Source organism: Bradyrhizobium sp. NAS96.2 (assembly GCF_001908235.1).
Taxonomy (GTDB): Bacteria; Pseudomonadota; Alphaproteobacteria; order Rhizobiales; family Xanthobacteraceae; genus Bradyrhizobium.
This window is the reverse complement of record NZ_LGHK01000387.1, coordinates 1-584: the sequence shown is the minus strand read 5'-3', so window position 1 is coordinate 584 and position 584 is coordinate 1. Positions and strand designations below refer to the sequence as shown.

The following is a 584-nucleotide window of genomic DNA, read 5'->3' as shown; positions in this document are numbered from 1 at the left end:
AGATCCTCTTGCTGCTTTTTCGCCCGCGTTAGCCGCGATTTCATGCCGGCGAGCTCGAGCGGCCGTTTGATGTCGATCATGTCGATTCCCTCCAAGAGTTGCGGATGCCGCTCGAGCAGCTCGAGCCGCAATTTCAGATGCGCGATCGCGACCAGCGCCGTGACGCGGTCCATCGCACAATCATTTCGCGCGAATGCGCAGTTTGACGACGCGCTCGAGCTGCTGCCCGGTCGCGGTCTCGATCCGGTTAGTGATGCTGTAGACGCGGCCGAGCTCGCCGCCGGTCAATGTCACCAGGGCAACGGTCGCCGAGCTGCTCGACGAGCTCGCGACGATGCCCTGCGGCAGCACGTAGCTCGAGGACTTGATACCGCCCGCCGGCGCGACGTCCTCGCCGGCGGCGCGCCTGGCGGCCTCGGCCGGCGTCAGCAGGACGTCGGACCAATCGAAACCCCGCTCGACGACCTCCTCCGGCGCCTTCGCCGGCCAGAACAGTAGCGTCCGCGCGTTGCGCGGCGCCTTGAGGATGCGATCGGCCATCACCAGACCTCCGATAGCATGAGCAGCGTCACGGCGTCAGGGAT

At 66.3% G+C, this 584-nt stretch carries 1 protein-coding gene; it reads right to left on the bottom strand.

The features are described 5' to 3' along the window. Positions 1–180: 180 nt before the first annotated feature. Positions 181–540, bottom strand: coding sequence for a phage fiber-tail adaptor protein (locus AC628_RS41480; protein ID WP_074132551.1), 360 nt, complete (start codon positions 538–540; stop codon positions 181–183). Between the last annotated feature and the right edge of the window lie 44 nt (positions 541–584).